This window comes from Sulfurospirillum diekertiae, from assembly GCF_011769985.2.
Lineage (GTDB): Bacteria > Campylobacterota > Campylobacteria > Campylobacterales > Sulfurospirillaceae > Sulfurospirillum > Sulfurospirillum diekertiae.
In genome coordinates this window covers 296,405-319,555 of the sequence record NZ_CP039734.2, presented here as the reverse complement: position 1 = coordinate 319,555, position 23,151 = coordinate 296,405, and the positions used below count along the sequence as shown (strand labels likewise).

General features: G+C 38.7%; 25 protein-coding genes. 4 read left to right on the top strand and 21 right to left on the bottom strand.

Annotation, left to right across the window (positions count from 1 at the left end; all coding sequences use genetic code 11):
* Positions 1-11 precede the first annotated feature (11 nt).
* The 4 genes from FA584_RS01735 to FA584_RS01720 form a co-directional block, all read right to left on the bottom strand.
* The gene (locus FA584_RS01735) at positions 12-401 is read right to left on the bottom strand and encodes a hypothetical protein (RefSeq protein ID WP_096045710.1); all 390 of its coding nucleotides are present in this window, start codon (positions 399-401) and stop codon (positions 12-14) included.
* On the bottom strand, positions 377-817 hold the full coding sequence (locus FA584_RS01730) for an LPP20 family lipoprotein (RefSeq protein ID WP_087437627.1): 441 nt from the start codon (positions 815-817) through the stop codon (positions 377-379). Before FA584_RS01730 ends, FA584_RS01735 begins: the two co-directional genes overlap by 25 nt.
* 48 nt (positions 818-865) lie before the next feature.
* Complete coding sequence (gyrA, locus tag FA584_RS01725; RefSeq protein WP_096045709.1) at positions 866-3,394, bottom strand: DNA gyrase subunit A; 2,529 nt, start codon at positions 3,392-3,394, stop codon at positions 866-868.
* A 78-nt stretch (positions 3,395-3,472) separates the two neighbouring features.
* Positions 3,473-4,231, bottom strand: a complete 759-nt coding sequence (locus FA584_RS01720) for a transposase (protein ID WP_096045708.1) — start codon at positions 4,229-4,231, stop codon at positions 3,473-3,475.
* An 84-nt stretch (positions 4,232-4,315) separates the two neighbouring features.
* Here FA584_RS01720 and FA584_RS01715 point away from each other — a divergent pair, with 84 nt between their 5' ends.
* Together FA584_RS01715 and FA584_RS01710 are read left to right on the top strand one after the other, a co-directional pair.
* Positions 4,316-4,834: a hypothetical protein gene (locus tag FA584_RS01715; RefSeq protein ID WP_167750074.1), complete on the top strand. Its 519-nt coding sequence runs from the start codon at positions 4,316-4,318 to the stop codon at positions 4,832-4,834.
* A gap of 141 nt (positions 4,835-4,975) precedes the next feature.
* Positions 4,976-6,289 (top strand): MFS transporter, encoded by a 1,314-nt coding sequence (locus tag FA584_RS01710; protein WP_226372225.1) that lies wholly within the window; start codon positions 4,976-4,978, stop codon positions 6,287-6,289.
* A gap of 34 nt (positions 6,290-6,323) precedes the next feature.
* Here the strand turns inward: FA584_RS01710 and FA584_RS01705 are convergent, their stop codons facing one another.
* From FA584_RS01705 to FA584_RS01695, 3 genes are read right to left on the bottom strand one after another with little or no spacing between them, the layout of a single operon-like run.
* Positions 6,324-6,896 carry a ComF family protein gene (locus FA584_RS01705; protein ID WP_096045706.1) on the bottom strand — a complete coding sequence of 191 codons (573 nt, stop codon included), beginning with the start codon at positions 6,894-6,896 and terminating at the stop codon, positions 6,324-6,326.
* 13 nt (positions 6,897-6,909) lie between these two features.
* Positions 6,910-8,703: a translation elongation factor 4 gene (gene lepA, locus FA584_RS01700; RefSeq protein ID WP_167750073.1), complete on the bottom strand. Its 1,794-nt coding sequence runs from the start codon at positions 8,701-8,703 to the stop codon at positions 6,910-6,912.
* Complete coding sequence (locus FA584_RS01695) at positions 8,703-9,632, bottom strand: ribose-phosphate pyrophosphokinase (protein ID WP_087437622.1); 930 nt, start codon at positions 9,630-9,632, stop codon at positions 8,703-8,705. Before FA584_RS01695 ends, lepA begins: the two co-directional genes overlap by 1 nt.
* 135 nt (positions 9,633-9,767) lie before the next feature.
* On the opposite strand from FA584_RS01695, the gene FA584_RS01690 reads away from it, so the two are divergent.
* Together FA584_RS01690 and FA584_RS01685 are read left to right on the top strand one after the other, a co-directional pair.
* Positions 9,768-10,592, top strand: a complete 825-nt coding sequence (locus FA584_RS01690; protein WP_096045704.1) for a DUF4405 domain-containing protein — start codon at positions 9,768-9,770, stop codon at positions 10,590-10,592.
* Complete coding sequence (locus FA584_RS01685) at positions 10,589-10,891, top strand: EF-hand domain-containing protein (protein ID WP_096045703.1); 303 nt, start codon at positions 10,589-10,591, stop codon at positions 10,889-10,891. Before FA584_RS01690 ends, FA584_RS01685 begins: the two co-directional genes overlap by 4 nt.
* 71 nt (positions 10,892-10,962) lie before the next feature.
* On the opposite strand, the gene FA584_RS01680 is transcribed toward FA584_RS01685, so the two are convergent.
* The 14 genes from FA584_RS01680 to FA584_RS01615 are packed head-to-tail and all read right to left on the bottom strand — an operon-like array spanning position 10,963 to position 23,150.
* Positions 10,963-11,325, bottom strand: a complete 363-nt coding sequence (locus tag FA584_RS01680) for an EamA family transporter (RefSeq protein ID WP_096045702.1) — start codon at positions 11,323-11,325, stop codon at positions 10,963-10,965.
* A complete protein-coding gene (gene rffA / locus FA584_RS01675) occupies positions 11,325-12,458 on the bottom strand; it encodes a dTDP-4-amino-4,6-dideoxygalactose transaminase (protein ID WP_167750072.1) in 1,134 nt (377 codons plus the stop codon). The genes FA584_RS01680 and rffA overlap by 1 nt, the downstream gene beginning before the upstream one ends.
* Positions 12,455-13,147, bottom strand: coding sequence for a WbqC family protein (locus FA584_RS01670; protein WP_167750071.1), 693 nt, complete (start codon positions 13,145-13,147; stop codon positions 12,455-12,457). Before FA584_RS01670 ends, rffA begins: the two co-directional genes overlap by 4 nt.
* Positions 13,144-14,073 carry a glycosyltransferase family 2 protein gene (locus tag FA584_RS01665; protein WP_096045699.1) on the bottom strand — a complete coding sequence of 310 codons (930 nt, stop codon included), beginning with the start codon at positions 14,071-14,073 and terminating at the stop codon, positions 13,144-13,146. Before FA584_RS01665 ends, FA584_RS01670 begins: the two co-directional genes overlap by 4 nt.
* Positions 14,074-14,093: 20 nt before the next feature.
* Positions 14,094-15,779 carry a hypothetical protein gene (locus tag FA584_RS01660; RefSeq protein ID WP_167750070.1) on the bottom strand — a complete coding sequence of 562 codons (1,686 nt, stop codon included), beginning with the start codon at positions 15,777-15,779 and terminating at the stop codon, positions 14,094-14,096.
* A gap of 2 nt (positions 15,780-15,781) precedes the next feature.
* Positions 15,782-16,516 (bottom strand): LOG family protein, encoded by a 735-nt coding sequence (locus FA584_RS01655; protein ID WP_096045697.1) that lies wholly within the window; start codon positions 16,514-16,516, stop codon positions 15,782-15,784.
* Positions 16,517-16,524: 8 nt separating this feature from the next.
* On the bottom strand, positions 16,525-17,388 hold the full coding sequence (gene fliY / locus FA584_RS01650) for a flagellar motor switch protein FliY (RefSeq protein WP_096045696.1): 864 nt from the start codon (positions 17,386-17,388) through the stop codon (positions 16,525-16,527).
* A 3-nt stretch (positions 17,389-17,391) separates the two neighbouring features.
* Complete coding sequence (gene fliM, locus FA584_RS01645; RefSeq protein ID WP_167750069.1) at positions 17,392-18,453, bottom strand: flagellar motor switch protein FliM; 1,062 nt, start codon at positions 18,451-18,453, stop codon at positions 17,392-17,394.
* On the bottom strand, positions 18,446-19,159 hold the full coding sequence (locus tag FA584_RS01640) for an RNA polymerase sigma factor FliA (RefSeq protein WP_096045694.1): 714 nt from the start codon (positions 19,157-19,159) through the stop codon (positions 18,446-18,448). The genes fliM and FA584_RS01640 overlap by 8 nt, the downstream gene beginning before the upstream one ends.
* Positions 19,131-19,499, bottom strand: a complete 369-nt coding sequence (locus tag FA584_RS01635; protein ID WP_096045693.1) for a hypothetical protein — start codon at positions 19,497-19,499, stop codon at positions 19,131-19,133. Before FA584_RS01635 ends, FA584_RS01640 begins: the two co-directional genes overlap by 29 nt.
* A 22-nt stretch (positions 19,500-19,521) precedes the next feature.
* Entirely contained in the window at positions 19,522-20,394 is an 873-nt protein-coding gene (locus FA584_RS01630) for a MinD/ParA family protein (protein ID WP_087437610.1), read from the bottom strand.
* Positions 20,375-21,661, bottom strand: a complete 1,287-nt coding sequence (gene flhF / locus FA584_RS01625; RefSeq protein ID WP_167750674.1) for a flagellar biosynthesis GTPase FlhF — start codon at positions 21,659-21,661, stop codon at positions 20,375-20,377. The genes FA584_RS01630 and flhF overlap by 20 nt, the downstream gene beginning before the upstream one ends.
* On the bottom strand, positions 21,658-22,125 hold the full coding sequence (gene folK, locus FA584_RS01620) for a 2-amino-4-hydroxy-6-hydroxymethyldihydropteridine diphosphokinase (RefSeq protein WP_167750068.1): 468 nt from the start codon (positions 22,123-22,125) through the stop codon (positions 21,658-21,660). The genes flhF and folK overlap by 4 nt, the downstream gene beginning before the upstream one ends.
* Positions 22,122-23,150 (bottom strand): M24 family metallopeptidase, encoded by a 1,029-nt coding sequence (locus FA584_RS01615; protein ID WP_167750067.1) that lies wholly within the window; start codon positions 23,148-23,150, stop codon positions 22,122-22,124. Before FA584_RS01615 ends, folK begins: the two co-directional genes overlap by 4 nt.
* Position 23,151: the final 1 nt, after the last annotated feature.

Here is a 23,151-nt window from a genome sequence, read left to right as displayed (position 1 = left end):
CAAAAAAAGTTTTACCTAATGGCATTTATGGTAGCGAATTCATCTTTAAAATCTACTGTAAAGCGCACCGGCTCGATGACCAACTCTATCCTATCATTTCCATGTTTCAGATATTGATCATCCCAGGCAAGAAGATGTGAGGAAAGTTGATAGAAGCAGGGAAGAATATCATCAAAGTGTTTTCGCAAAAATTGCTCTTTAGGAAGGTTTTGCGTGTTGGATAGCACAATAGAGCATAACTTCTGTACTTTGCCCTCATAAGGGATCATTACAGGAGCAATGTTTTTTTGTTCATAAACGACAAGGCCATTTACAGTGACAATTTTGTATGAAAACCAAAAAAGATCACTGCAAAAAAGCGCTTGTGTCAGACCTATTAATAAGCAAAAAGTTCTTGCCACCTACGTGCACTCATAGTAACTTCCATACGGATACTGTACAAACCATCTTTAAAGGTTGCATCCGTAATCGCAGCATCTTTAATCAAAGCATTCACTTGTGCAGTAATACGAGAATCTTTCAACATTGCATCTCTAACGGTTTCAGTAGAATTGATTTTGACACCATAAAGTTTCTCTCCCAGTTGGCGATACCCATCGGTAATTGCAGCACGTTTTGCTAATGCAATTGCTTGTGCTGGAGAAACTGTATTTTGAGGTGCAATACCTTCACCATAAACGACAATTGATTTTTCATTACTAAAATCATACATAGCGTCTTTTGGATTTTTAGGTGGTTCATCCTTTTTTGCTGAGCACCCTGCAACCAATAAAATTAAACCCAAACTTGCCAAAAGTGTTACAAACCATCTATTCATAGGGACACCTTTAAATATTTTTTTATCTTTAAGCAACTACTATTCCAATTACTCTTCGCTTGGAGTTATATCAGAGATCAAGCTTCCTTCATTAGAACCCTCGTCTCCTTCTTCAAATTCACCTTCAAGCTCATCGATCTCTTCTTTTGGGCATCGCGCAATACTTGCAACAATATCAGTACCTTCAACTGAAACAACCTTAACACCACTGGTATTACGTCCTGCTTTTCGGATGGTTTCCATATCAACACGAATCATTTTACCATTGCTTGTCAGTGCCATAAGGTCTTTGTCTTCATCAACAATAACAACACCTACTAGATCGGCAGTTTTCGGTGTAAGTTTCATAGCAATCACACCTTTACCACCACGGCCTTGCAATCGATACTCTTCCGCCGTTGTACGTTTTCCGATACCTTTTTCAGTGACAGTTAAAAGCTCTTCTTGATCGTTATAAATTACTGCGGCACCTACAACTCGATCATTCTCTTCTTTAAAGCGAATGCCTGTGACCCCTCGTGCAGTTCTGCCGATCTCTCTTGCATCACTTACTTCAAATCGTATACACATACCTTTTTTAGTGACAATGAAAAGATTTTTCGTTTCTTGCGTTACGACTTTTGCGGTGACTAATTCATCGTCATCATCCAATGTAATCGCTCTAACGCCCACGGAGCGGATATTTTTAAATTCACTAAGGTTGGTACGTTTGATGACACCGTTTTTCGTGAAGAATGCCAATGATTTGGTTTCATCAAAATCGGTTGTTGGAATAATTGCCATAATTTTTTCATCCGCTTGTAACTGAATGAGGTTAACAACTGCTTTACCCTTAGCGGTTCTACTTCCTTCTGGAATTCGATAAACTTTGAGCCAGTAGAGTTGTCCACGGTCTGTCACAAACATCAACGTGTCATGGGTATCGGAAACAAAGAAGCTCTCGATAAAGTCATCATCGTATGTGGTTACTGCAATTTTACCTTTACCACCACGTTTTTGTTTCTCATACTGTTTCAATGGTACACGTTTGATATAACCACGATGTGTAATGGTTACAACCATAGACTCATTGGCGATCAAATCTTCAACGTCAATATCATCATAATCATCAACGATTTCTGTAATACGTTTTGATTTGAATTTGTCTTTAATTTCAATCAGTTCTTTTTTGATAAGATCATTTAACACAACTTCACTTTTAAGAATGTCTGTAAGATATTGGATCTCTTTAAGCAATTCTGCAAGCTCATTTTCAATTTTTTCTCTCTCAAGTCCTGTAAGGCGTTGGAGTCTCATGTCTAAAATAGCGCCCGCTTGAACTTCGCTGAGATTAAATCGTTCGATCAAGCCGTCTTTTGCACTCTTCGTATCGGCACTGCCTTTAATAAGTGCGATGATCTCATCAATGTTATCAAGTGCAATTGTTAAACCCTCTAAAATATGGGCTTTGGCTTTGGCTTTTTCAAGCTCAAAAATAGTACGGCGAATAATAACCGTTTTACGGTGGCGTAAAAAGAGGAGTAAAAGCTCAATCAACGTAAAGACTTTTGGCTCTTTGTTATGAATTGCAAGTAAAATAACACCAAAAGTCACTTCAAGATTGGTGGATTTATAAAGGTTATTGAGAACGATATCGCTCATCGCTTCACGTTTAAGCTCAATGACCAAACGAATACCATCTCTATCACTTTCATCTCTGATTTCACTGATACCTTCAATCATCTTGTCTTTAACAAGCGCTACAATTTGCTCAATCAAACGAACTTTATTGACTTGATATGGTAGCTCATCAATAACAATGATATCTTTATTGCCTTTTTTCTCAATATGCACTTTAGAACGTATTCTTACACGACCGCGTCCCGTTTTATACGCCTCAAGAATTCCTTTTTTACCAAAGATAATACCACTAGTTGGAAAATCAGGACCTTTGATAAACTCCATCACCTCATCTAAGGTTGCTTCTGGATTTTCAATCAAAAGAAGAAGTGCGTCTAAAAGCTCGTCTAAGCAGTGTGGTGGAATATTCGTTGCCATACCAACTGCAATACCGCTTGAGCCGTTAAGAAGTAAGTTAGGAACACGACTTGGCAATACGTCTGGTTCGATCATACTATCATCATAGTTTGGAACAAAATCAACAGTGTCTTTATCAAGATCGCGAAGAAGCTCTTCTGCCAGTGGTGTCATTCTCGCTTCCGTATAACGCATCGCTGCCGCACTATCGCCGTCTATTGAACCGAAGTTTCCTTGTCCATCAACAATCGGAATTCGCATTGAAAACGGCTGTGCCATACGAACAAGAGCGTCATAAACCGCTGTATCACCATGTGGATGGTATTTACCGATAACATCACCGACGATACGGGCTGATTTCTTGTACGGGCTGCGCGAAGAGATCGCAAGATCATTCATCGCATATAAAATTCTTCTGTGTACGGGTTTTAGTCCATCTCGTGCATCCGGAAGTGCACGCCCAATGATAACGCTCATCGAATAATCAAGATAACTGGTCTTTATCGACTCTTCAATACTTACTGTTTTGATGTCTTGGTTCGAATCAAAAATATTATCCATTCATTAGCCTTGCAATGTAAAATTGTTTCATTGTACTTTACTTTTCCTTTGGTTTCAATAGGGGTCAGGGCTAAACTTTTAACTTTTGAGAATTTTACTCACTCCTGCAACGCTTAGAGAAAGTTTTTTTGCAATATCTGTTTTGCTATATCCATCTTCATATGCATTTTTTATCGCTTCATTTCGTTGTTCTTTATTCTTTACATGTAAAAAGTAATTTGATAGTTCTTCTTTGTGTAAAAGTGCTATCTGACCATCTTCATGCTTATACTTTGTTTTGTGAAATGCGTCTATAGTTAAACGCTCCAAAGCACTTAGAGGAATACTTAAAAGATCAAACAACTCTTGTGTATTGTAATCTCGCAATACAAATGAATTTTGCAAGAAAGGTGGCACGGCATCTTTGAGCATGCTATACGTTGCGCAGTACATGTACTCGCCGATTATATTTGTCATTTTAGCTTTAAGCGGATTGGATTCGATGTATTTGAAAAGCGTGAAGAGGTATTTGTCATCTAAAACATACCATGACTTAAAGCGATCTTGCCATAAATGCCCTACTCTGCAATGGCGTTTATTGAAGTAACTTGCATACTGTGCGCCCAGTTGACGCATTCCTGAAGAGAGATTTTCCCGTGTATTTTGAACTAAAATGTGATAATGATTGTCCATTAGGCAAAAAGCATGGATATTGAATTTATACTCTCTCGCCATACTGGCCATCAGTTCTATAAACTTTGCTTTATCTATCTCGTCTATAAATACTGCACTTTTAGCAACTCCTCTGTTATAGACATGATGATAGCCTAAACTTTCAATGCGTAACCTTCGTGACATACTTACCATCTTTTTTTGCTAGAATTATAACATGGAATATTAAAAAGTTAAAAATTTAGCCCTGACCCCTTTTAAAGGAATTTTATGTTTACACGCTTTAATGAAACAGTTCTTAAAGTCATAATAATTGTAGCCATTATTGTGATGTTTATTACTCTTTATACCACAGGGATCGCTTTTGTATTAGGTTCTTATACATTCTCAAATCTCCTGTTACATAAGCTGGCTGCACTTATAATTATCGGGCTTTTAGGCGTACATGCTTGGTTGAGAAGATGCACGATTCGAAAACTTTTGCAAGAAAGTATTGCCATTATTTTGAACAAACATATCCGCAATGAAGACAACATAGACTTTCTGATTCAAAATACTAAACATCAATCTTTTCACGCACTGTGTGTACTGTTTCATTTTGATGCTGATTTCATGAGAGAAAAACTTTTGGAAAACCATATTGCAGTTGAAAAGGATGAAGATACATTAAAAACGATTGCTAAACACAATGACAAAGATATGTACCAAATACTTTTGCTGATGATGAAATTACATGTAGAGAAAAATAACCCATCACCTATTCTTATAAATTCATGTGATAGAGTCTAAACTGGCTCACCAACAAAATTCAATCTACCACACTTTCCATTTTCAATGCTTATTTTATAAACAGTTTTTTACATGTAAAACCTATTGCGTCCGATAAATTTTCGTTATAATTTAAGCTTTTAAAAACCAAAGGACAGCACAATGGCTCAGCAACATACGGCAATGAAGCATAAAAGAATGCTCTGCGCTCAAGATTACAAAACACTTTCCCTTTCTGCTTTTGGTGGAGCATTAGAGTTTTATGACTTTATTATTTTTGTCTTTTTTTCCAAAGTGATTGGTAGCTTGTTTTTCCCTGCAGACATGCCTATGTGGCTGAGTCAATTACAAACATTTGGTATTTTTGCAGCCGGTTATTTAGCACGTCCTTTTGGTGGCATTGTCATGGCACATTTTGGCGATTTACTGGGCAGAAAACGTATGTTTACTCTCAGTATTCTTCTGATGGCTATTCCTACACTTCTGATTGGTTGTCTACCAACCTATGCCGTTGTGGGTTATTTTTCGCCTGTTTTTCTTCTACTTCTTCGTGTTTGTCAAGGACTTGCAGTCGGTGGTGAAATACCCGGTGCTTGGACCTTTGTAGCGGAGCATGTACCAAAAGATAAAGTTGGGCTTGCGTGTGGAACACTGACTTCGGGCCTGACACTTGGCATTCTGCTTGGCTCTATCGTTTCTATCTTAATGCAAAGCAATTTTAATGCAAGCGAAATGCATGCTTGGGCGTGGAGAATTCCCTTTATCGTGGGTGGTATTTTCGGTTTTATTGCCATGTACCTAAGACAATGGCTCAAAGAAACGCCTATTTTTCTTGAAATGCAACAACGTGGCGAGAAGGAAATTTCGAAAAAATTACCTATTTGGGACGTTTTGTCCAATTATTTACCCCAAGTGACACTTTCTATTTTACTCACCTGGGTTCTCTCTGCGGGCATCATGGTGATTATCGTTACGTCGCATGTCTATTTACAAGGACAATTTGGTTTTTCCGAAATGGATGTCTCTATTTCAAGACTGCTTGCAACCGCTGGTTTAGCGCTTGGATGTGTCTTTTATGGCTACCTTACCGATAAATTTTCGATTGGTCAAGTCATTATGATAGGATGCCTTTTTGTTGTTATCGCAACGATCGTATTCCTCTCATCCCTTTCTGCAGGCAGAGAAATGCTCTACATCACGTATCCCATTGTTGGCTTTAGTATTGGTATCGTTGGGGCATTCCCTTACTACATGGTAAGAGCCTTTCCTGCAAAAGTCAGGTACAGTGGCGTTGCTTTTTCGTTCAATATTTCCTACGCTATCACAGGGGCATTAACTGCTTTTCTCATCCCAATTCTAGCAAACTTTTTCAGCAAATACGCCGCAGGTTTTTATGTTATCGCTGTCTTTTTATTGGGAGCTATTCTTGGTTGGTATATTATTCGTAAAGAAAAAGAGTTGGCAAAAGATATCTAAAACATTTTACATGTAAATGTTGAAAGAGACTGGATTAGTTCTCTTTCGCATCTGCCAAAACAAGTGCAAACAATACGTTCACCCCATGCTGTTTAAGTGTCTCATGCGCCTCTTCCAAAGTACTTCCCGTGGTGACAATATCATCAATCAAAATAACATCCATTTCATCTTTACATGTAACGATGAAATTGCGTTTATTGGCTTGTCTGAAGGCTCTGCTTTTGCCCGAATAACTCTCATGATTTTGCGCTCTTAAACTTCCATACAGTGGTGTTAAAAATGGTTTGGTGGCTTTGGCTAAAATGGCGCTGTGTGAATAGCCGTGTCTCACATGATCGTCGATGGGAATGGCACAAATGCCCTTGGGGAGTTCAAAGGTTTTTAAAAATTCAAAGAAGGTGTGATGCCCAAGTTGTGCGAAGATTTTAGCGCCGATGTAGGTATGTTTGGTGTGGAGCAGTGGCGCTATGTCGTTGTAGTTATAAAAAGAGTAGACTTTCAGTCCGCTTTCCAACACCCTAAAAGCAGGCGTTGGGGCTAAAATGGTTTGCAGGCAGGTTTTACAAAGTGGTTGCCAACTAAGATTTAAACAAAGATGGCAACGCATTTACATGTAAAGATTAGTCGATTTTGAGGATGGTGAGAAACGCTTCTTGCGGCAGTTGCACTTTACCAATGGATTTCATGCGTTTCTTACCCTCTTTTTGTTTATCAAGCAGTTTTCGCTTCCTCGTAATATCACCACCGTAACATTTCGCGGTCACGTTTTTACCCATAGATTTAACCGTTTCACGCGCAATGACTTTCGTGCCAATACTCGCTTGAATCGCTACTTCAAAAAGCTGTCGTGGAACGATCTCTTTCATCGCTTTAACAAAATCACGTCCTCTAGTTTGCGCGCTCACACGAGGCACAATGATGGAAAGCGCATCCACAGGCTCACCTGCAACCAAAAGATCAAGCTTGACCAAATCACCCACTTGATACCCAATCGGTTCGTAATCAAAGCTTGCGTACCCTTTAGAGACTGATTTGAGTTTGTCGTAAAAGTCCATCACGATTTCGTTAAGTGGAATTTCATACTCCAAAAGCACACGCTCAGGACTGAGGTAGTCCATTTTCTTTTGCATACCACGTTTGTTATTCATGAGTATAATAATGTTGCCCAAAAACTCCGTCGGTGTTAACACGGTTGCTTTGACATACGGTTCTTGAATCTCTTCAAATTCATTGACCGGAGGCAGTTGACTTGGGTTTTGAATGTCTAAAACTGTCCCTTTGGTCGTTTTCACCTTATAGGTTACCGTTGGGGCGGTTGCGATAAGATCAAGGTCAAACTCTCGCTCCAAACGCTCTTTAATGACTTCCATATGCAAAAGCCCCAAAAAGCCAACCCGAAAGCCAAAGCCCAGTGCGGCAGACGTTTCAGGCTCATAGGAGATACTTGAGTCATTGAGTTTCAGCTTATCGAGTGCGTCTCGAAGCTCTTCAAATTTATCAGTTTCAATCGGGTAAAGTCCCGCAAAAACAAACTGTTTGACCTCTTTAAACCCAGCGATCGGCTCTTTCGTTTTATTCCGAAAATCCGTAATAGTATCGCCGACTTTAACATCACCCACGTTTTTAAGCCCCAGTACAACAATGCCCACTTCACCCGTTTTAATCATCGGTGTTTTTTCTAACACAAGGGGATGCGGATACATAAGGTTTAAGACTTCATGCTTTTTACCCGTACCCATGACATAGACTTCTTGCCCTTTTTTGATCGCGCCATCATAAACGCGAACCAACGCAAGCGCACCTAAATAGTTGTCAAACCAGCTATCGTAAATGAGCGCTTTCGTCGGAGCGTTTTCATCGCCTTTTGGAGGAGGGATTTTATCAACCAATGTATCGAGAAGTTCTCTGATACCAATACCACTTTTAGCACTCACACTCAAAGCTTCCGAACAATCAAGCCCGATGGTATGTTCGATTTCATCTTTCACACGCTCAGGATCCGCGGCAGGAAGGTCTATTTTGTTCAGAACCGGAATAATTTCTAAGTTATTTTCCAAGGCAATGTAGACATTGGCAATGGTTTGCGCTTCCACACCCTGAGAAGCATCGACTACCAAAAGTGCGCCATCACTGGAGGCTAAAGAACGGCTCACTTCATAGGAAAAGTCCACGTGACCGGGAGTGTCGATAAGGTTGAGAATATACGGCTGTCCATCTTTGACATACGTCAGTCGCACACTTTGTGCTTTAATGGTAATGCCACGCTCTTTTTCGATGTCCATAGTATCCATCATCTGCGCCGTCATTTCACGCGCACTGACCGCACCACACTCTTGAATAAGACGATCGGCTAAGGTACTTTTACCATGGTCGATATGAGCAATAATACAAAAATTACGAATATGTTTCTGCATTAAACAAACAATCCATTGACACTTTCATTGTGATAGACACGACGAATAACTTCTGCAAAGACAGGAGCAACACTAAGCACTTTGATTTTATCATTGGCTTCTTTGAGGGGAATAGTATCAGTAACGATAAGCTCATCCAAATCACCTTTAGAAATACGCTCATACGCTGGACCACTTAAAACCGCATGTGTGCAACATGCCATAACACTGGTTGCACCTTTTTTCTTCAACACTTCAGCCGCTTTGACAATGGTACCTGCTGTGTCAATCATATCATCAACCAAAATAACATCTTTACCCGCAACATCACCAATGATGTTCATGACTTCTGATACATTGGCTTTTTCGCGACGCTTATCGACAATAACCATATCAACGCCCAAAAGTTTTGCAAAACTTCGAGCACGTGCAACACCACCAATATCGGGGCTTGCAATGATAGGATTTTTAAGATTTTTAGCTTTAACGTAATCGTTAAATATGATAGAACCGTAAAGGTTATCAACAGGAATATCAAAGAAGCCTTGAATTTGACCCGCATGAAGGTCAATGGTTACAACACGATCAATACCTGCTGTTTGAATCATATTGGCAACAAGTTTTGCCGTAATAGGAACACGAGGAGCCGCTTTTCTATCTTGTCGTGCATAGCCAAAATAAGGCATAACCGCAGTAATGCTGTTCGCTGAACTTCTGCGTAGAGCATCGGTTAGAATAAGCAATTCCATTAAATTAATATTCGCAGGGGCACATGTTGATTGAATAATAAAAACATCTTTTCCACGTACACTCTCACTCACTTGAACACTGATCTCACCATCGCTAAAGCGTTTGATTTCAGCCGCTGAAAGTGGTAATGAAAGATGTTTGGCAACCCTTTTAGCAAACTCTGGATTTGCTGTTCCTGCAAAGACTTTGTAGCCTCTCATATGAAATATCCTTTACATCAAAAAGTTCTCTATTTTATCCAATAGGGACTTAAGATAGCGTTAACACTCTTTTAACATTAAAGTGTCATACTATCAGCAAAGTTTATTTATATTATAAGAAAATAAAGGACTCACATGTACTCGCTCAGACGCTTTATCTCTTTATGTATCGGATTTTCTTTTCTTGTAATGAGTTACACAGGCATTATCCTTTTTCTTTCCCCCAAAGGCAGAGTAGCCAACTGGACGAACTGGGAGATTTTAGGGCTTGATAAAACACACTATACTCATTTACATGTAACCTTTATGGTGCTTTTTTTGGTAGGTATGCTTTTTCATATTTATCTTAATTGGAATGCACTTATCAACTATTTGATGAACAAATCACGAGAGTTTTCACTGTTTACTAAAGAGTTTCTTTTAGCCCTTGGATTGAATCTTCTTTTTCTTTTTGGAACCCTTTATTATTGGGTACCATTCGAACAATTTTTGGATTTTCAAGATGAGATAAAAGCCTCTTGGGAAAAAAAAGCCGATCAAGCACCTTATGGACATGCTGAACTCTCAAGTTTAGAAGAGTTTTCACAGCGTACTAATAGCAATGTTATTACCATCATGTCACAACTGAACGCTCATCAAATTCAAGGTGCCACGCTTACAAAATCTATTGCACAAATTGCAAAAGAAAACGGCAAATCTCCCGCACAAATTTTTGATATCATTAACACCAAACCTCAACCTCAAAGTTCTTCTTCTGGTGGAGGATATGGTAAATTAACCCTTAAAGAAGCAAGCATACAACAAGCATTTGAGCTTGAAAAAGCACTACAAATTATCCACGAAAAAGGCTTTAATGCAACAGAGAATTCAACACTGAAAGAGTGTGCAGAAGCTTTACATGTAAAGCCTATCGAGCTCTTAGAATTACTTAAAACAATCCAAACGAAGGAGTCAAAATGAAAAAAGCACTCATGCTTTTAACCATGGTAAGTTTTGTAGGTTTAAATCTTTTTGCCGCAGATACAACGCGTGGACCTCTTGCATTTGAAGCGTATGATAAAAACAAAGATGGGGTCATTACCAAAGAAGAGTTTGATGCAGTGAAAGCTGAGCGTATGAGCGCAAGGGCGGAAGCGGGGATGCCTATGAGAAATGCTGCCAATTCACCTGATTTTGCCTACTTTGATACCAACAAAGACGGTAAAATTACTAAAGAAGAGCTGCAAGATGGACAGCTCAGACGTATGCGCTCTCGCTAAAATACTCATGTGAAGAGAGAATTTTCTCTCTTCACTCTTTCAATGGTTTTTATCTGATATTATCGCAGTAATTAGGCGCGACTGGAGATAAAAATTCCCAGCACGATCAAGGCAAGACCAAGGATTTTATAAAGAGTAACGCTTTCACTAAATAAAAAGACCGAAGAGACAAAAACAACCACAAAGGTAAGTCCCATAAACGGATAAGCGTAGCTGAGTTCAAACTTTGTCATAGCTGCCATCCAACATAAAGAGGCGATAAATGCAGAAACAAAACCACTCAAAATAAATGGGTCTAAAAAAAGTTTGAGTAAAAAGAAGAGTTTTTCAGCTGATGCATCGGGTAAATGCCCATGAAAAGGGATACGCCATTTGATCACAAGCTGACCATAGACGGTAAAAAAAATCGTTCCAAAGATGTATAAATGCGCCATTAACGTGCACTCCATTTTATCAAAACTTCACAAACAGAATCGATCTCTTCGAGTGTCAAGCCATAATACATTGGAAGGCGAATCAAACGCTCACTCTCCTTTGTAGTATAAATATCTTTCCCAAAGAAATGTCCAAATTTTAATCCAGCAGGTGCACTATGCAATGGGATATAATGAAAAACAGCACCAATATTAAGCTCTTTGAATTTTTCTAAAAGCGCGGTTCTCTCTTCCAAATCTTTCACTTTTAAATAAAACATATGTGCATTGTGAGAGCATCCATCAGGAATAAAGGGAAGCTCGATCAACCCTTTTTTTGCCAGTGGTTCAAGTCTCTCATAGTACGCTTTCCAACTGTTGAGTCGGTGTGTTTGAATGGTATCCACCATTTCAAGTTGCCCCCACAAGTAGGCAGATTGAAATTCACAAGGCAAATAGCTACTCCCAATATCTACCCAACTGTATTTGTCCACCATTCCTCTAAAAAATTGGCTACGATTGGTTCCTTTTTCACGGATAATTTCGGCACGTTGTAAAAAACGCTCATCATTAATCAGTAATAATCCACCTTCACCACCACTGGTCACATTCTTTGTTTCATGGAAACTAAACGCACCCAAGTGCCCAATCGTTCCAAGTGGCTTGCCTTTATACGTTGACTCAAACCCTTGTGCAGCGTCTTCCACGACAAAAAGATTATGGCGACGTGCAATATCCATAATAATATCCATATTACATCCTACACCAGCATAATGCACTGGAACAATCACTTTGGTTTTAGGGGTAATCGCTGCTTCAATGAGTCGTTCGTCAATATTCATCGTTTCAGGTCGAACATCAATAAAAACGATCTTCGCACCACGCAAGGCAAACGCATCAGCGGTGCTCACAAACGTGTAACTTGGCATAATGACTTCATCACCCTCTTTGATTTCGAGTAACAAAGCAGCCATTTCAAGCGCATGGGTACATGACGGGGTAAGCAAGGTTTTAGAACAGTGATAGCGTTCTTCAAACCATTTTTGACAACGCTTTCCAAAAACACCATCGCCTGACATTTTAAGGCTGTGCAGTGTTTCTAAAAGATATTTCTCTTCATTTCCGGTTAAAGGAGGTTTATTAAAATGTATCATTTTGGTGTACTCTTTAAAAAGTTTTTGGCATTTTCGCCTTCATTTAAGATCAGATCGATCACACTAACGCCATGTTCAAAGGGAGGGAAAAGTTGGTGGTATTCTTCATACCCACTGTAATCCATCCACTCGACTGCTATCCCCGCTTCTTTAAAAATAGATTCATCCAGATAATCACGCGCCGCTGGACCACTCAGATACGTTGTCGCACCCAAATCTTGACAGAGTGCTAAGAGTCGCTCACTCTTACCATCGGCTAAAACAAACTCGCGTGAGTCTCGAATGACCGTTTTGATCTCAAGCATTGCGCAGATGGCATCAATAAAATGACGATTGATCTCGCTAATCGTCTCCATGGTTGCGCTCATATACAACGCTTCCATTTGCTCTTTGTACGCTTTAAAATGTGGAGCCTTGGCATAGCTTTGGGAAATACTACGCCAATGATTGACGTTCCATTTTGGATCAATAATCTTGGTTTCATTGATTTTTTGGTGCAAACTCTCTTGGCGCACAGGAATGCTCAACCACTGAAGCCCATTTTGCGTTTTAATTTTATTGCGGTTACGCCAATCATTTTTGGTGTACTGCATATCATCATAGAGGACAAATTCGTCCACACTGCCAATAATGTCAAAATATCCCTTCCATGGGATATAGTTTGATTGTAAAATTGCTATTTTTTTCATAAATTAATTGTCTCTTGAATAATATAAAGAGGTCGTCTTTTAACCTCATCAAAAATCTTCCCAATGTAAAGCCCTGCAATGCCAATAATGGCAAACAGCAGTCCAAACATGAAAAACATGGATACCATTAAGCTGGTCCAACCTTCCGCTGGCGTATGATAGAAAAAGTAACGAATCACGAGCCAACAGGCATAGATAAGACTAATTAACGCAATAAAAAATCCTAACTGAATAGAGAGTCTTAATGGCTTGTTAGAGTGTGACACAATGGAATCAATGGCTAAACGGATCAATTTGGAAAGATTATAGGAAGATGATCCATACGCACGTGCAGCATGCTCAATCTCAATCTCAGCCTTTTTAAATCCTACCATTTGAGCAAACAACAAAAAGTCCCTACTTTGTTCACGGTAACGATTAATTGTTTCCACAACCTTTTGAGCATAAATACCAAAATTGGCAATGCTATTATCATGTTTGGTCTCAGTAAAATACTCTAAAACTCTGTTAAACACTTGGGAACCAAGGCGTTTAAGGAAAGTATCTTGACGTTCAACACGTTTGCCAAAGACAATATCATAGCCATCCAATGCTTTGTTGTAAAGCTTGATGATCTCTTCAGGTCTATCCTGCAAATCACAATCCATCACAACAACCCAATCGCCTTTGGCATGATCAAGTCCCGCGGTAATGGCATAATGTTGACCAAAATTACGTGAAAGATTGATGCCTTTAACACGTGCATCTTTAGCACACAACATCACTATACGCTCCCAAGAAGCTTGAGGACAGGCATCATTCACCAAAATAATTTCAAAATTATCTGTGATTTGGCTGAGTGTTTTAACCAAACGGTCATACAGTTCAAACAAGCACTCTTTACAGCCATAAATGGGAGAAACGACACTAATTTTGACAGACTCCACGCGACACCTTTACATGTAAATTACGGAGCTGTCATTATACGCTTTTTCTTCCTAGCTTCTGCTTTACTTTTTTTCACATAAAGCGGATTTTTTTCAAAAACATATATAGTGTATTGATTCATTGCAAATTGATCAATGGGATCAGGCATATTAAGATTTTTAAGGCTTACGTTGAAATCAGCAATATCTTCATGTTTAAGCATAAAGAAGACCTTCCCATCGGTTGAGTCTTTCTGATACCATCGATCACTGGATAACCATTTGACAAGCGAAATACCTTTTTCATCAACCTCAATCGGACGAATATCCACGTCGCCATCACTAAAGACCGTATAAAGGTGTGAATCCCAATATTCCGCATAGCCAAAATGTAACCCTCTGCTTTTAAGCTCTTCTACCAAAGCGATCCGCTCATCAACAATTCCACGCCACTCTTTAGGGGAGACATAGTTCCACGATAATCCCAATGCCATTGCTAAACAGACGGATAAAATAACTTTGGAAAACAAAGAAAAAAAGCGCCACATAATAACGTTACAAACCAAAATCATCATAATAAAAGGGGAGATATAGCGAATATTGTTACGCGCTGCCCATGCACTTTCATGCAATGCCGTTGTCGAATAAAGAATATAAATAATGGCAAACCCCACATAGGAGAAAAGAACAAAAAAGCGCTCCGTTGCGCTCATCTGATAAAAAGCTTTTTTTACATGTAACGCTGGAATAATTAAAACACACGGGTAAAGTGCAAATTTTAAAAGTGAAATGGCACCTTCAATAGACGATGCTCGAACACCTTCATTCCATTCAGCTCCTATAAAATTGAGCAATCCTAAAAAAGCATGTGCCGCATGTACGGGGAGAATTTCAAGTGAAACAAGTCCTGCATTATTGGCACCACCCGCTAAATGCAAACTCTCCAAAAGATTGTAATGCGCCATTCCCGCAAGTCCCATTACCAAACATGCAAAAGCAAAAATAACCATTTTTTTGACGGATAAAAGGCGATACACTGCATGTTGAAATGTTTTAATACTGTCTCTAGCAAAGTAAATACTTAAGGCAAGTGCTCCAAAAAAAGGCACAACATAATAAACAAAAAAACGTATAGGATTCGCAAGTACCAGTAAATAAAGCAACATCATAAAAAAGATAAAAGCCTTAATTTGCGTACTCTTGCTAATGACATGGGGGCTAAGCTTGCGAAAAATAAACATAAATCCGATCATAAAAAGAAAATACCACGTATAGGCAGCTTCACCAAAAAGTTCTCGTAAATACATTGGTGAATAAGCAATACAAACAACCACACCACCCATAATGGCAGAAGCGCGAGAAAGCATTAAAGAACGCAAGAAGAGATAAATAAATACGATCATAAACACACTGACTTCAAAAACTGTAAAGGCGTGTGCAAAATAACCATTTTTGCCCGCAAGGACCCATGGAATGACGAGTAATTGCTTATAAAAGACCCAAAGATCATTGTTGACATACCACCAATGGCTTGGGAAAAAGCTCCCCGCAAGAACCATTTCTTCTGCTAAAATATTAGCAATGGCAGCATCAGAATTAAAAAAAGCACGATACGTTTTAAAGATATAAAAACTAATTTCATAAAGTACAAAGCTCAATAATAAAAGAGCTCCTAAAAGAGGCAAATGTTTTTTTAGCAGGTATTGGAAATATAATTTTTTTGTCATTTTTACTCTTGATTTGATAAAAATTCTACAGCTTTTTGATAGTAATGACTATGCTCCAAACCTTCATTTTTAAGCTCATTAATATAAAGCACCAAACGCTCATCTATTTTCGTAACAATCTCATCCAGATCATCGGTAAGAATAATGAGCTCAACATCTTCAGGGCGAATGGTATGATGTTCTACCATGGTTGTTTTAATAAAATCAAGTAGCTTTTCCCAATAATCTTTGCCATACAAAAAAATACTAATTTTAGTAATTTTTCCTGTTTGAGTCAATGTTAACGCTTCAAAAAATTCGTCAAGTGTTCCAAAACCGCCTGGAAAGATAACATAGGCAAGAGAGTATTTAACCAACATTACTTTACGTACAAAAAAATAATCAAAATTAAGATGTTTCGTGGTGTATTGATTACCTGATTGTTCATGTGGAAGATTAATATTCAGCCCTATAGATTGGCATTTTTCAGAATCAAAGCCACCTTTATTGGCTGCTTCCATAATTCCTTTTGAGCCCCCGGTAATAATGGAATAGCCTTTCTTCCCTAACTTATACGCAAGTGTATGTGCATCTTGATAATAACGATTATTGGCGTGAAATCTAGCACTACCAAAAAAAGTAACAGAAGGTCCTAAATCTTGAAGTTCATCAAATCCTTTGACAAAATCTGACATAATCCGAAGAACACTCCACTCATTACTACGTTCCGTATCTTTAATATGTTTTTGTTGTTGCATAATCTCTACTATCGTAATTTTTCAAGTCGTTCACGTTTGGTACCAATTTCACCTATTTGTACACCAAAGTTACCATCTACAATCACCACTTCACCCATGGCAATAACTTTATCGCCAACAAGGATTTCTAATGGATCATTTGCTAATTGATCAAGTTCAATCACAGAACCTATATCCATACTCAAAACATCTTTTAAAAGCATTTTTTTAGAGCCAATACGTACACGAATTGGAAGCCTAACATCTTTAATAAGTTCGATATTGCTAAGCTCTTCGGGACTCATATTTGTGACAACTTTTTTAGGTTCTTCAAATATAAATTCTTGTGCTGCCGCAGATGAAGCAGATGGGGCGGAAACCTCTTCACCAATAAGAGGAGTCAGTTCATGCGTAATAGCAAATGCAATGGTATCATGCGAATTGTGAACAGCTAAATTATAAATAAAAAGCTTCTCAAAGCCCTTAAAATCAATCGTACTGTTCGGATCTATATACTCAACATTTTCAATTTCAAATTCAAGTTTAGGCATATTTTTTTGGCTACCAAGTGAGCGTGAAAAAGAGCTAAGGATGTTAGAGATAATCTCTTTGGTTGCATCAAGATCTTCAGCATCCATGTCCTCCTTTTCATTACCTTCACCACCTAGCATCATGTCACCAATGGCAGTTGCAATAGATGTTGCCATCGTAACACGCATCTTACCATGCAGTTCACCACCCACAGTAATATCGAGTTTGGCGAGTGGAGGGCTGAGTGTGAGTTTGCTCTCACCACTCTCTTCTGCGTTAAGTTCAACGGTAGGTGCAATACCCGTTAACCCCTCTATTGTCGAGACTACCTCTTGCTGTAATAATTGTACAAATGTATTCACACCTTACCCCTGTTGCGTTGTATCAAAGGATGAAATTTTTGATTTTCGAATGTGCTCTAATTCTTCTAAAGCACTCTTAACCTCATCTTTATCTGTTTTAACCAAACTCTCTATTTTAATTGATTTACGAAAACGATGCAAACCAATTTCCGCTAAAAAGAGCTCTTTTTTATCAATCATGACAATAGCTTTATCATCAGCAGGGCGATCTAGTCTGACAATGTCACCTTTTTTAAGTTCCAAAAGTTCACCCACACTCAACTCTGCTTGCCCAATAATCGCTTCATTAAAAACTTCGGCACGCGAAATAAGCGTATTAAGCTCTTTATTACGACTTTTTTTAGCGCTAGTTTCACCCAACATAATATCACGATTTGCTAAACGAGAGAGAATTGGCTCCAAATAAATAACAGGATAACACAGGTTAATCATCCCACTGGAATTTCCTATAATAATCTCCATGACCACCATAATGACGATTTCATTTTGTGAAACAATTTGAACAACGTTTGGACTGGATTCTTTGGTCTCAACCGTTGGATACATATCTGTAATTGGCGCCCATCCTTCTTTAAGGCGTTGCATAATAATACGCAAAATGGCGTCCAATAGATTTAATTCAATGTCTGTAAGTTCACGTGTCGATTCATACGACTCACCAAGACCGCCTAAAAGTCTATCGATCATCGGAAAGGCAATGGACGGGTTAATTTCAATAATACAATTACCATCGAGTGGCTTAATCGAAAAAACGTTGAAGCTTGTTGGACTAGGTAGAGACATCAAAAATTCGCCATAGGTCATTTGATCGACAGAATGAAGCTGAATTTCAACAATACTTCGCATAATAGAAGAGATTTGAGAAGCAAGATTTCGCGCCATTTTATCGTGAATACCTTTAACCGCACGTAACTGCTCTTTAGAAACACGATTAGGACTTTTAAAATCATAAAGGATGACTTGCCTGGTATCGCTACTCTCATTTTCTGTCGAGAGAGTGTCGCCATCCTCTTCAACAACTTCTAAAAGTGCGTCAATCTCTTCTTGACTTAGTATATCAGCCATGGTTAATTCCCAATTGTTCTTTGATCTTTGCTAAAAGCTTTTTATGAATTTGAGAAATTCTCGACTCACTAATATCCAAAACTTCACTGATCTCTTTGAGGTTAAGCTCTTCGAAATAATAAAGCTGAATAATCATCTGCTCACGTTCACCAAAGGTTAAAAGAATACTCTGAATCATCTCCATGAGTTCATCTTTTTCGACTTTCTGCGCAGTATCTTCACCTGATAAAATTGTAATTTGCTCATTTAAAGACATCACTGAAACGATCATTGAGCTATTGCGTGCTTCAGCAATTTTTTCGATATCTTCATTCAAAGCTTTTGCCAAGTAAGCATCATCAGGTTCATTTCCATGCTCACTCAAGTAAGCAGTAATCTCGTTATCAACCATTTTTATTAAACGTCTATTAGCTCTGCTCATTGTATCTAAGGAGCGCAAAAAATCAAGCATCGAACCATAAACACGTTTTTTACCATATCCCCAAAAAGAATCATTTTGGTCTTTATCATAACGGCGAGAGAGTTTTATCATCTCTTCCGTTCCAATCGAAATAAGATCGTTGACGTCTACCGAAGCAGGAAGTCTCTCACGAAGACGATACGCCATAGCGCGCACTGCTGGGAGATATTGCAAAACGAGTTCGTCTTGCTCTTTTTTAAGATTTTGACTGTAAGGATTAGGCTGCTTTTTTACTGTAGGATTCATTACTCTCCATTGAGCCTTTCATTATCTTGTCGTAATGCTGATTCATATTATCAATGCTCGCTAAAAGACTATCCATGACCTTCTCTCTATTTTCCAACTCTTGAATAAAGTAATCACCAATACTTTCATGATCTTTTTTATCAAAAATAAAAGTACTTAAACGATCAAAATCAAAGAAATTCATGACAGCCACATGGATAATAAGATAGAAAACTAACGTTATTTCTAATGTGTAAAAGAGTATCTCTTCTGGTTCTGTAAAATTTAGCACCGAAAACATCAACCCAATAAAAAATCCACATATGGTGAAGAAGTAGATGAAATTTTCTGATTTGACCATACAATACCTTTACAAAATGTATCTAAAATTGCTCAATAATACGCTTAAAAAAGCTTCCGAAGCTCTTATTTGTATCAGTTTTAAGCACTTTTCGTTCCAATTTATAAACTAAATTGTTGACAATCCGTTTCATATCAAGGGCAGCCAGTGAATTGGGTGCATCATTGGTAAAAAGTGTGCGCTGTTTAATGCTCTTGGAGATGAGTTTATCCTCAGGCAGTTTACCTATAAGATTAAGCTTTAAACCATTACCAATATTTGCCATAGCTACTTTATTGATCTTATCAAAAATGAGTTGTGCCTCTTTTTCGCTTTTGGTCATATTCAAAATCACATGAATATTAGACTGCGTTTTGCTGGTAATCTTAATGGTTGCATACGCATCGGTAATGGCAGCAGGGTCAGGAACCGTTACTACAATAACCTCATCGGCTGCTTCTAAAAAGAGTTGAATATGTCCCCCAATACCAGCACCTGTATCAATAATCATAAAGTCAAGATCATCCAGTACTTTGGTCTCTTCCAAAAAGCGCTCAAACAAAAACTGTTCGGAATATTTTAAGATCTCGTCGCCACTTTCACCAGGAATCAGCAAAAGATTTTTTTTAATAGGGACAATGACATCTGCTAGTGTACACTCACCTTTAAGTACATGTAAAATATTTTTATCGATACGAACATTGAGAATGACATCGAGGTTTGCTAAGCCAATGTCGGCATCAAAGAGCCCTACTTTATAACCATTATTTGCTAAGATATTTGCCATATTAGCACTGACTGTACTTTTACCCACGCCACCCTTGCCGCTTGTGATGGCAATAAATTTTGTATGGCTATGTTCGTTAGCAGAAGCTGCGCCGACTAGTTCTTGGAGTTTATTCGCCTGCGTTTCCATATTCACCTCTTTTTTTCTCAAAGCCATCTAAAATACATTCAACCAAAAAATCACTGGATGCAGGAACTATGTCGTCAGGCACCTCTTGACCAATGGAAAAATAACTTACAGGTTTGTCAATATCGTAAATCAAAGAAAATATCGTTCCAAAAACCTTTGTTTCATCAAATTTTGTAAAAATCAGGGTATCAATATCTAAAAAAGAGAAATTTTTGTAGATCTCTTTAAGATCTTCAAGCTTACTACCTGCGGAGAGCACTAAGTTAACGTCAATTTGTAATTGTGAGCTTTGTAAAAACTTATTCAGTTTCACCAGTTTATCTTTATCGTACTGTGAGCTTCCTACGGTATCAATCAAAATCACATCGCAATGGCTGAGCGATGAAAGAGCGTTATTAAAATCACTCGGATCAACCACATCCTCTATCGGTAAGCGCATCATTTTAGCATACTGAAAGAGTTGTTCTACTGCACCAATTCTATAAGTATCAAGGGTGATAATACCCACTTTGGCGCGCTTTTCTTGAATGTACGAGTAACGTGCTGCCAACTTTGCAATCGTCGTTGTTTTTCCCACACCGGTAGGTCCCACAAACATCATCACGCGCTTATTGCCTTTAGGAAGTTCTGCTTCCATCCGTACAGGAATGAGTTTACGAAGCAACACTTGAAAATAACGTTTGATCGTCTCAGAACTATTTTTCATACGAACGGGCATATGCTCTAACGTAAGATTCATAATATTTTCTAAATGATCTTCGCCCATACCACTGGTTTTTGCGAGTTTATAGATCTCTGAAAATTCTGAAGGAATGGCTAAATGATTGCGGTGTGGGGCACGCTCTTCCCAGAACATCTCTTGAATCAGCTTGATTTTATCGGCAAGCTTATTGATTTCACATTTAATCTCGCCGATGCCCTCGTTATTTTGAGCTCGCTCTGTTTCTCTTGAAGCATTTGAGCCCCCCATATCACCCGTAGCTTGTGCAATTTGAGAGATTTGTTTTGCCGCTTCAGAGAGGCTAAAGAGGACATCTTCGCCACTTTTATATTTGTTCTCAACTTTTGGTTCTGGTTTTTTGGGGGCAGGAGTTGGTTGATCGTCTTCAATGGCAACAACCACTTCATAGAGTGCGGAAGTGCTAATCGTCTTTTTGCGAATCTGTTTGGTGCTTATCACAAGCGCATTTTCACCGCAGTCTTGTTGAGCCTGTTTAAGTGCTTCTGCTGGTGTTTCACCACTAAACGTATGAAATTTCACCTCTATCCTTTAAAACTTTTTAGCGTAAAGAGTGGAACGATAACCGATGCACGTTCCGACCATTTAGGGTGGGGAACAATTAAGTTAGGTTGATGGATCGTTTGATTATCGAAAAATATTATATCCAAATCCAGCGTTCTTGGTCCATTTTTAAAGAGTCTGATGCGTCCAAAAATATGCTCTACATGTAAAAGCACTTTAAGCAATGCTTTTGCACGTAGAGATGTTTGCAACACAATAACCGCATTGTAAAAATCGGGTTGATCAAGGTAGCCAAACGGTGGATTTTGGAACACCATGGAACTCTCTTGAATAAAAAAACGTGGGTCATTTAAAAACAGGCGATACAGTTTCACAAAACGCTTTTTGACATCGCCTTGATTGCCACCAAGACCTATGACTACACGGTGTGAAAAAGGAGCTCTGGCTTTTTTACATGTAGGGAAAAATCGGATACGTTCTAACTTCACCCCAGAACCTCAGCACCGTTATCTCGCGCGATAATCGTATCTTCAATTCTCACGCCAAATTGCCCTGGTAAATAAATGCCTGGCTCTATGGTAAAGACCATATTTTCTTCAATAATCGTTTCAGAACGCGCACTAATCACAGGCAATTCGTGAATATCCAGACCGACACCATGCCCAGTGGAATGAATGAAATACGCTCCAAATCCCGCTTTGTCAATGACATCGCGTGCTGCTTTGTCAATCTCTTTAGCTTTGACACCTATTTTCACTGCTTTAAGAGCGGCTTCTTGAGCACACAACACGGTATCATAAACTTTCTGTTTCAAGGTCTCGTTAAAATGTTGCTCTTTTTCAAAGTTAAACGCTTCACCAAAAAAGCTCGTGCGTGTACGATCGGAACAGTAACGCTGGTATTTCACCCCCGCATCTAAAAGAACGAGTTCACCCTTTTGAAGCGTTTTACATGTAGGCAGTGCATGTGGTTTGGCAGCATTGGCTCCAAGAGCGATAATCGGCTCAAAACTAAGTCCTAGTTCACCATGGCGTTTTAAAATCGCTTCGGCTTCAAAGAAGGCACGTTTTTCATCCATACCTTCCCCATGATGTTTTAAAAATTCTCCAAAACGTGTAAAGGCTTCTTTGCCAAAAAGTGCCGCACTTTTGAGGATTTCAAGCTCTCGATCACTTTTGATGATGCGTTTTTGTTGCGAAAAATTCGGTTTTTTTTGAAAGTTGATGTTCAGTTTTTCACTCAGCCTTGCATACGCTTCCACATTCCATTCGGCTGGATTATACGCAAGCGTCGTGATACCACTTTTTCGAATTAACAGACGCGCTGTTTTTAAAAGATCGCGTCTGTCACCTTCCAAAACGGTAGCATTTTTAATCACTTCAGAGGCTTCTGTAGTATAACGTGCATCGGTGATAAAAAAGGCTTCACTTCCCAGCTTTAAAAAAACCGCATGGTCGCATGAAAAACCGCACTCGAAGTAGAGTGCGTTTTCATCTTGGAGAATGTAGTTCATC